The sequence below is a fragment of the Brenneria alni genome, from assembly GCF_003666245.1.
In the GTDB taxonomy this organism is placed as follows: domain Bacteria; phylum Pseudomonadota; class Gammaproteobacteria; order Enterobacterales; family Enterobacteriaceae; genus Brenneria; species Brenneria alni.
The window spans coordinates 39,235-47,918 of record NZ_MJLZ01000036.1 but is presented as its reverse complement, the minus strand read 5'-3'; the positions used below and the strand labels follow the sequence as shown (position 1 = coordinate 47,918).

8 protein-coding genes are annotated in these 8,684 nt (G+C 49.0%); 7 read left to right on the top strand and 1 reads right to left on the bottom strand.

The genetic code is table 11. The features are described 5' to 3' along the window. The first annotated feature begins 395 nt into the window (after window positions 1–395). From BIY29_RS14990 to BIY29_RS14980, 3 genes are all read left to right on the top strand, one after another. Window positions 396–971, top strand: coding sequence for a DUF2589 domain-containing protein (locus BIY29_RS14990; protein ID WP_121575897.1), 576 nt, complete (start codon window positions 396–398; stop codon window positions 969–971). Then, on the top strand, window positions 964–1,431 hold the full coding sequence (locus tag BIY29_RS14985; protein WP_121575896.1) for a lysozyme: 468 nt from the start codon (window positions 964–966) through the stop codon (window positions 1,429–1,431). Before BIY29_RS14990 ends, BIY29_RS14985 begins: the two co-directional genes overlap by 8 nt. Before the next feature lie 197 nt (window positions 1,432–1,628). After that, entirely contained in the window at window positions 1,629–2,060 is a 432-nt protein-coding gene (locus BIY29_RS14980; protein ID WP_121575895.1) for a hypothetical protein, read from the top strand. A gap of 210 nt (window positions 2,061–2,270) precedes the next feature. Here BIY29_RS14980 and BIY29_RS14975 read toward each other — a convergent pair whose 3' ends face one another. Beyond that, window positions 2,271–5,354 (bottom strand): AMP-binding protein, encoded by a 3,084-nt coding sequence (locus BIY29_RS14975; RefSeq protein WP_121575894.1) that lies wholly within the window; start codon window positions 5,352–5,354, stop codon window positions 2,271–2,273. A 346-nt stretch (window positions 5,355–5,700) separates the two neighbouring features. Here BIY29_RS14975 and BIY29_RS14970 point away from each other — a divergent pair, with 346 nt between their 5' ends. The 4 genes from BIY29_RS14970 to BIY29_RS14955 all read left to right on the top strand — a co-directional run bounded on the left by BIY29_RS14970 (window position 5,701) and on the right by BIY29_RS14955 (window position 8,673). Beyond that, the gene (locus BIY29_RS14970; protein ID WP_121575893.1) at window positions 5,701–6,324 is read left to right on the top strand and encodes a DUF2589 domain-containing protein; all 624 of its coding nucleotides are present in this window, start codon (window positions 5,701–5,703) and stop codon (window positions 6,322–6,324) included. A 111-nt stretch (window positions 6,325–6,435) separates the two neighbouring features. Continuing rightward, window positions 6,436–7,947 (top strand): amino acid adenylation domain-containing protein, encoded by a 1,512-nt coding sequence (locus tag BIY29_RS14965; RefSeq protein ID WP_121575892.1) that lies wholly within the window; start codon window positions 6,436–6,438, stop codon window positions 7,945–7,947. A 10-nt stretch (window positions 7,948–7,957) separates the two neighbouring features. Beyond that, window positions 7,958–8,230, top strand: coding sequence for a phosphopantetheine-binding protein (locus BIY29_RS14960; RefSeq protein WP_121575891.1), 273 nt, complete (start codon window positions 7,958–7,960; stop codon window positions 8,228–8,230). 161 nt (window positions 8,231–8,391) lie between these two features. Continuing rightward, window positions 8,392–8,673, top strand: a complete 282-nt coding sequence (locus BIY29_RS14955; protein ID WP_121575890.1) for a hypothetical protein — start codon at window positions 8,392–8,394, stop codon at window positions 8,671–8,673. Window positions 8,674–8,684 lie beyond the last annotated feature (11 nt).

Here is an 8,684-nt window from a genome sequence, read left to right as displayed (position 1 = left end):
TCACATTCTAGTATCCATCTATCACTGCACTGACACGCGACCCGTCCTGCTATCCTTCTCTTTCTAATGGTACGGCGACCCCCGAGAGCCACAACAGATCGATCGTAGGAAGAGCAAGATGTGTTTACGAGTCAGATAGTTAACTTGGAAAAGTTAACTCAGATCTTTTTTGGGTGTTTTTTAGCCCGATAAAGATTTGGCGCCATCATAGAAAAAAGATTATTTCATCTCTCCGATAGCCTATGACACATACCTGACGATTATAAATATAATGGCGGATTTACGTTTTTTTTATTCGCCGCTAAGTTTTACAGCAGGAGAATACCATTTCATTCAAGGCAGCATTATGCATTGAGTATTCTCTTTTTGTAGCAAACATTACTTAGGAGAAAAACATGTCATTTAAAAGCTGGCTAACAGGAAGAAATAAAGCGAATAACCCTCTCCCGCAAGACAATGAACCAAAAGAACAGGCAATATCATCGGGTCCCATTACGTTAGCCGCTATTACGCGCGGTATGCAGCACGCCGCCACTGCGGCGAATGAACTTATTGCCCATCAATATAAACAAGCGCTCGATCCCTTTTTCGAACATGAATCAGATGGTGCTTTAACACCAAAAACCATCGCGATCCGACTGGATGGCAAGCGCCATATTGAACTCCCTCTGGTTGCCCTTTCCACGCCACGCGGATTGATGCTGGAAAAAATGAAAGTGAACATGACGGTGAGAGCCGATTCTGTTCATCAGGACGAAATCCAACCGCCTCTGGACAATCACGCGATCAGTAATTTTCACCTGAGTGTGTCGCCCTCTGGCAAAAACAATAAAGGAAGAAATAGTCAGCATATCGATATAGAAATGCAGTTCGTCGTTCTCGAACCACCAGAAAGCATTATGCGTTTAATTGACGAGTATACCCATCTCGTTCTCCCCCAAACCATCACAGAGATAAAAAGCAATGGCTAATATCCCAGAAACGACAGGCGCCGCGGGCATCACTCTGATTAAACATTTCGAAGGGCTGCGATTGACCAAGTACCTTGATACCGCAGGTAAACCAACCATTGGGTATGGGCATTTGATATTACCGGATGAAAACTTTGACCAAGAGATCACGCTTCAGCAAGCCGAAATGTTGCTACGTCAGGACTTGAAGAGGGCGGAAGCCGGGATTCATTGTTATGTCGATGTGGATCTTAACGGTAATCAGTTTGATGCGTTAGCATCATTTACCTACAACCTGGGAGTAGAAAATCTTGAGCATTCAACATTATTACGCCTGCTTAACCAGGGAAACTATGCCGCCTGCGCCGATCAGTTTTTACGCTGGGATAAAGATGGGAAACAAACCGTGGAAGGGCTCCTTCATCGCAGAGCAGCAGAACGCACGCTTTTTTTGCTTCCTGAGCCCGTGGGGGAAAACTAACCGATACGCGCATCGCAGAAATTACCTGCCGACTATATAGGATAAGTCAATATGCCAGCGGATTTATTTATCAACTTCCGATGGTCATGCTTTTACCGTTATTAGCCAAACCATCAAAAACTGCGCTTTCGCACCGTGCAGGATTATGGTTAAAAAAACACCCCGATATATAAAACACAAATTATCATGGAGATATCATGGAACTTTCAAGCTCATCGGTATTATATGACATTCTTATCAGCGATATTGTCGCGGCGATTTCAGGTCTATTCGGCGGACTCAGTATTTCTTTTTTTTGGCGACCACAGAAGCTGAATAATCATGACAAAATCATCGCGTTATTAATCATTATTATTATCAGTATTTCTTCCGCATTTTCATTAGTGGGAATTATTTCTGAAATAATACATATCAATATAAACCAAATAGAAAATGCCATTGGATTGGGTTATCTGGTTGGTGCCATCAGTGTTGGCCTCATCACATTATTGGCAAACTTCTTCAGCAATCGGGAGGGTAACGACATTCTGGATGTGGCCACAGAACTGAAACAAGCGGCTAAAAGCGTTCGCCGACGAAACGCCCCGCCGCAAAAAACGCTCAAGGACAAAGACCCTCCGGTACATTAATCGTGATACGGCACAGTTACCAAAACACCGCATTATTCAAGATCAGAGCGAGAGCAACGGCGATCGCTCGCATGTACGTCCAGCACCCGCTCCCCCCTTCACGACGTGGTCTCTCCCCAGGCTCCGCACCTTCCTCACTCTACTCTCCAATCACTCGCCAGCAACAGCGGTAGGGGAGGCGCCCGACTGCCGCGCTCCCCTATCATCGTGTTATCGCAGCTGCGCGATATCCGTTAATAATTGGTGGTAATGCCTGGAGAACGTCGCGATGTCGTCCGCGCTGAATGCATTTTTACGATAGTTAAAACAGAGCGCCAGCGCATCTTCATCATAAACAGACAGCGTTAAGTCCAACCGCGCCTGCTTATTGGCGATATCCGTAATCCGATATTCGCTACTATTTATGCGCACTGCCGGCGGCATGGCCGTCAGATAGTTAAAGCTGACCGGAAAACGTAGCCTATCTACCCCGCCTGCGGCGCGTAAATCATTGACCAACTCATCATAAGGCATGGTCTGATTATCCAGAATGGCATGGATTTTCTGCTGGCTGCGTGCCAATACCACGGCGAAATCGTCCTCAAGGTTAGGTGCGTCATAATAGGTCACCATGTTGACAAAACAGCCTATCGTTGCGGCATGCTCATACAACATACGATTGGAGACCGGGATGCCAATCGGGATATGGTGATAACGCGTCGTGAGGTTCAATAGCCGATTAAAGGCAGTCAGCATGCAGACAAACGCGGTGGTTCGATGCTTTTGCGCATACCTTTTTATCGCCAGACTTAGCGGCTCTGACAGGATACACCAGTAGTTTTCCCCCTCCTGATCGACCATGGAGGGAAACGCGCTGGCGTCAGCCCCCGCCCGCAGATCATCAGCCAGCTTATTTCGCCAGAATGCGCGTTCCTGCGGATAACGGTTGGGGTTAATTTGCTGATGCCGTTGTTGACGATAGTGCCGATAATGTTTTGCGCTGTTTATCCTGTAATGGCGATCTCCGGCGGCATAAGCACGGAGATAATCAGTAAACTGATTGAAAAACAAGCCAATAGAATCATGGTCGAATACCGTATGGTGCGCACGCACCAGCAGAATATGCCGTTGCGCCGTCAACGACAGCAGTTGAAACCGCACCAGCGGGGTTTTCTCCAGGTCCATATCCGCGGTGCCTGCCAACGTCAGAAGCTCCCGGTCGCTTAACGTGTTCGCCAGGCGATGCGCGACAATGCCCGTCAGCCTGACAAGCGGAATCGCTTCTGGCGCATAATACCCTTCAAAGCACGCAGTACTGTCCAGATCGAAGCGGGTTCGAAGCACCGGGTTGCCTGCCAGAATACGCTTGAGGCTCCATTCCACCGCCGCGTCGTCAAGGGCTCCCTCTATCGTCAGACGAAAGGCCAACTGATAGATGGAAGGGTCGGGACTAAGCTGATCGACGGTCAGAAAATAGCGTTGATGGGATGACGGCGCAAAATCGTCAATATCCGTTTTATGCGTATTGACGGAGGGTTCATCGTCGTTGACATAGTAGGGCACAATGAAGGCAAGCAAATGCGGCGTCGCATTATTGAAAAACAGAGGATAATCAATATCGCTAAATAACCGTTTTCGAATCAATAGCCTGGCTTTCATTGCCTGCAAGGAGCCGCCGCCCAGTTCAAAAAAGTCGTCGTTGGCTCCCACCTCGCGAAACCCGAGTACCTCTTGCCAGATATCAATCAGTTCCTGCTCCAGCTCATTAGCCGCTTCCTTGAAGGGATACCCCAGTTCAGGACGCTGCGCACAGGGCACAGGCAGGCGCTGAATATCTAATTTGCCGTTGGGTAATTTGGGCAGGCTTTCCAACATAATAAAATACGCCGGGAGCATGGCGCGCGGCAGTTTACTTTGCAGAAAACGACGAATATCGTTAGTTGGAAGCTCGGGGTTACGACTCACCAGATATGCCGCCAGACGTTGATGACCATCGCTTTCCTGAATGGGACGCACTAGCGCTTTATCAATGTCGGGATGCTGGCGCAAGGCGATCTCTATCTCTTCCGGTTCGATGCGTATGCCATTGATTTTGATCTGACGATCGATGCGGCCCAGATAGAGAATTTCCCCTTGCGGCGTCACTTTGCCCAGATCGCCGGTACGATGTCCCCAATAGCGGTTCTCCCCTCGACGATACGTGAAGAAGCGCTGCCGGTTGAGCGCCTCACGATGAATATAGCCACGTGCGACACCGTCCCCTATGGCGCAGATTTCGCCTTCCTCCCCCTCCGCCACAGGCTGTAAATTTTCATCCATGATCAGAATTTCGCTGCCCCGCAATGCCCGGCCCAACGTCACAACTTTGCCTTTCTCCAATTCACTGAATGAACAGTTGGCGGTGGTTTCCGTGGGACCGTAGAGGTTAAATAGCCGCACATCGGGGATTTGCCTGAAAGTCCGCTCTTTAAGATCGAAAGAGACCGGCTCGCCGGAGAGGAACACGGTTTTAGGCAAAGCGGCGGCAGGGCGAGAGCCCGCCTGATAATTCAACAGTTCATCCCAAACGGTGGGGACGCAGTAGAGCGCGCCGTCCGGGTGCTGTTGATACCAACCGAGTAACGCCGCCGGTTCATTCAGGCTGTCGGCCGGTAAAATGTGCAACGTATCGCCCCGCAATAACGGGGCGTACAATTGTGTAACGGCGGCGGCAAAACTGAGAGACGAGGTCAAGGGCAATACCGCGCCGGTCTGCGGCCATATATCGTCATTAAACCAGCCCAGATAATAACTGAGATTGCGATGCTCGATGGCAACCCCTTTCGGTATGCCGGTAGAACCGGATGTATATAAAATATACGCCAGATCATTATTGTCGACGGTCGGCAAGGTCACTGAATAAGGCGGTATGGGATAGTGGATATCCTCTAATGCCAGCGTGGCGGGAAAATCGTTGTCGATCCGGGTACTATTCAGCATTGTGCGGGTAGAAAGAAGCAGAAAGGCGGAGGCGTCATCGAGAATTTGCCTGATCCTTTCTATGGGGTGAAAATGAGAGAGCGGCACATAGGTATAGCCTGCCTTCAGAATGGCAAGCAACACCACCGGCATCATTAAACCGGGTTCCAGATAAACGGCTATTCTTCCTTTGCCATTAGCCGGATAATTCAAAAATAAATAATCCGCCAGTAAACACGACTGCTGTTCTAATTGACGGTAATTCAATGTATGCCCGCCAAAATTGACCGCCACCTGATCGGGCACCTTTATTGACCATTCAGAGATCGTGTCGAAGACCGGTTTGCTATTTTTCATCAGTATCTTTCTCTCTATTTCAGGAAACGCCTGGGGCGAGTATTGCTGATTCGCCTTCCATTAACGGTTTTCGCTGATATTACTCGTAAGCGAATGCTGAAAATGCGAGTAAATATCTTTTATCGCGCATGGCTGGGAATGAATATTGTGTACGGCATACAATATAAAATTTATGCCTGAATAAGGATTTAACAAATAAATTGGGCTGTTGCCTATATACCAAACAGACTATGCCGGATTACGAAACCCTTACCGCATCCTGGCGGATATTTCTTTGTTTTGCGCTTTGCTATCTTTTTTCGACACGCCATCATGCCTTATTTATCAGAGAAACAGAGGAACCATTATGGATTCGCAATTTACCGGTTCTATTATTAATGCATTACCACTGGAAAATATGATCAGCGGTCCATTGCAGGCAATGATCAAGGCACAAGTGCAGGCCAGTAAAGCTTATGCCGATTTTCTTCTGTCCGTCTGTATTCAAGACAATAAAGCCACCACGATACAGTTCGATTATGACCAAACGCTGGTTGATGAACGTGGCGTATCGCAAGGTGTGACGCAGAAAACCATGCGTATACCGCTTATGGCGGCGATTGCGCATCCGATCATGGCTATCGAAGAAGGAACCATCGATTTCGAGCTTGAAGTCACCCAAAGCGAAGCGCTAGCCAACGATAACGACGACGCAGGCGATCTGTCCATCGCACCAGGATGGGGGCCATTTAAGGTCAATATAACGGGGCGCGTATCTCATAAAGCGGCACAGACCAGAGCAACGGACACGCGCGCCAAATATAGCATTCATACCCAGGTGCGGCGGTTGCCGCCATCCGAAGCCCTTATGCGCGTTATTGATTTCCTGACCGATGCGCAAACCCAACCTATCAAGCAAAACCCGGCGGCGCAGTACGCCATTTCGCAACCGCCGACCACCACAACCCCGCCGCAGAAGGAGCCGACATAACGGGAGGCGTGCGCCACGCGGTCAGGTTCGCGGCTCTCGGGGCCGCCCAAAAAATAAACCAGGATGCCTGATATTTATCAGGCGTTATCAACGGGATAAGAGGATTCAGTCATGTCATCTGAGCGCGTACTTCACGCTGCTTTCGAACGGCAACGGCATAAAACGCCCGAACGCATCGCACTGCGGTGTGATAAAGAGCGACTCACCTATCGACAGTTGGATGAGCGGGCGAATGCGCTGGCGGTCGATCTGTTGAAACGCGGCGTTAAACCCGGCGATATTGTCGGTATTTATCTGGGTAAAAGTCCGGATCTGATCGTCAGCCTGTTAGGGGTGTTGAAAACCGGCGCCTGCTACTTGCCCCTCGATCCCTATTACCCCCAGGATCGCCTGACTTACATGGTGAATCATGCCGATGCGCGCCTGATCATTACCGATGATGCGCGATCGCAGATCTTCAATCCGGGTGATCGGCAGACCCTGAACATCACCCGTGTCGATCTCGCCTGTGCGGTCGCGCCCGTTCTCCCTGACGTGAATCAAGAGCATCTTTGCTACGTGATATATACCTCCGGGTCGACAGGCACGCCAAAAGGCGTGATGGTCAGCCACCGCACCGTCATGAATTATCTGACGTGGATGCAGAGCGCTTTTACGTTAAAGCCGGAAGATGTGGTTCTTAACCAATCCACCTTCAGCTTTGATGTCTCGGTATGGGAGATTTTCTGGCCGCTTATCACCGGCGCCGGTTGCGCGGTCATCACGGAGGAGGCGAAATACGACCCGCACTTGATGGCTGGGTTTATAAACCGTCATCAGGTCACGGTGGCGCAGTTTGTTCCCACCGCATTGCGCGTGATTGTCGAGGCGAATGTATTATCCGGTTGCCGTTCATTGCGCCATCTCTTTGCCGGCGGCGAAGCGCTGGATCAAACGCTGGTCAACGACATCGCTCGCCAGTATTCCGGGCAGATCCACAACCTCTACGGTCCCACCGAAGCGACGATTTTTGCCTGCCATTGGCGTTGCCGACCGGGTGCCGAAGAAAAAATCGTGCCGATTGGCCGCGCCATCCCGCATGCGCGAACCTATGTGCTTAATGCGCAACGGGCGCCTGTCGCGCCGGGGGAAAGCGGCGAGCTTTATCTGGCGGGGGATATTTTAGCAAAAGGTTACCTGCACGCGGAGACGCTGACTCAGGAACGTTTTGTCGATGACCCCTTTGTTGGTGAAAAGGGGCGAAAAATGTATAAAACCGGCGACTGGGTCAGACAGCGCGCCGATGGCGTCCTGGAATTCCTGGGCCGGATAGATAGCCAGATTAAATTACGTGGTCATCGCATTGAGCTGACGGAAATCGAAACACATTTACAGGCATTGCCGCAAATTAATCATGCTGCCGTTATTCTCGAACAGCACGCGGAACAGAGTACGCCGTCATTATCTGCATTCTATGTATTACGTCATCGGCAATCCATCGACGTGCATGAAATTAAGCAGCATCTGGCCAAGTCGTTGCCCTTTTTTATGATGCCTTCTCACTTTATTGCGTTGAAAGAAATGCCAACGCATCCCAATGGAAAAATTGACAAATCAAAGCTGTATTCCTGTGTAAATAACTAATGGTGAAAACATGTCAGATGATAAAAACACATTAAGCGCCGAGATTGAAAATAACATTATTTCTATCTGGCGAACGGTTCTGAACAATCAGGACGTCTCTCCCCTTGAGAATTTTTTTGATGCGGGAGGCAACTCCTTGCTGATGTCAAAAGTGTATCGGGAAATCAAAAACAAAATGGACGTCCCTATTTCTATTGTCGACTTATTCCAATACCCGACAGTTAGAATGTTGAGTCAACGTATTCATGACGTGCACGCCGGGAGAACAGGCAGTAAAGCATAACTTTTCGCTAAATAATTCACGTTGCATTAAGGTCGTCACCCAGAAGACCTGAAGTATGACGAGTATATTCTACATATTTTTATTAACCGGGGGAAAACCCACTCATGAAATGAGTGTATCAATACATTAACTTTTCATTTCAACGCAAAAGGTATTTAATTATGACTGTTAATCCATCGAATTCTATCGCTGAAATTAAAGCTAAAGTCATTTCTGCCGCCACCGTTGTTCAGGGGCATCAGAAATCATCAACGCCGCACCCGGTTATTAACATTGGGCAACGCATTGCTCTGGCGTCCAAAAAATATTGGAGCGCGAAATATATTCCCGCGATCCCTGCCATTCCCGTTTCAATTGAGGCGACATTGCAACATCCGTCGGCAAATAACCTGAAAAGTCTGATTAATCAGGTTGGCGCCGGTATTTCAAGTGACAATAAATAATTCATTTTAAT

Bases quoted from the DNA above. Each gene is read 5' to 3' on its own strand.
- BIY29_RS14960 (WP_121575891.1), top strand. From the start codon at position 7,958: ATGTCAGATGATAAAAACACATTAAGCGCCGAGATTGAAAATAACATT.
- BIY29_RS14975 (WP_121575894.1), bottom strand. From the start codon at position 5,354: ATGAAAAATAGCAAACCGGTCTTCGACACGATCTCTGAATGGTCAATA.
- BIY29_RS14955 (WP_121575890.1), top strand. From the start codon at position 8,392: ATGACTGTTAATCCATCGAATTCTATCGCTGAAATTAAAGCTAAAGTC.
- BIY29_RS14990 (WP_121575897.1), top strand. From the start codon at position 396: ATGTCATTTAAAAGCTGGCTAACAGGAAGAAATAAAGCGAATAACCCT.
- BIY29_RS14985 (WP_121575896.1), top strand. From the start codon at position 964: ATGGCTAATATCCCAGAAACGACAGGCGCCGCGGGCATCACTCTGATT.
- BIY29_RS14980 (WP_121575895.1), top strand. From the start codon at position 1,629: ATGGAACTTTCAAGCTCATCGGTATTATATGACATTCTTATCAGCGAT.
- BIY29_RS14965 (WP_121575892.1), top strand. From the start codon at position 6,436: ATGTCATCTGAGCGCGTACTTCACGCTGCTTTCGAACGGCAACGGCAT.
- BIY29_RS14970 (WP_121575893.1), top strand. From the start codon at position 5,701: ATGGATTCGCAATTTACCGGTTCTATTATTAATGCATTACCACTGGAA.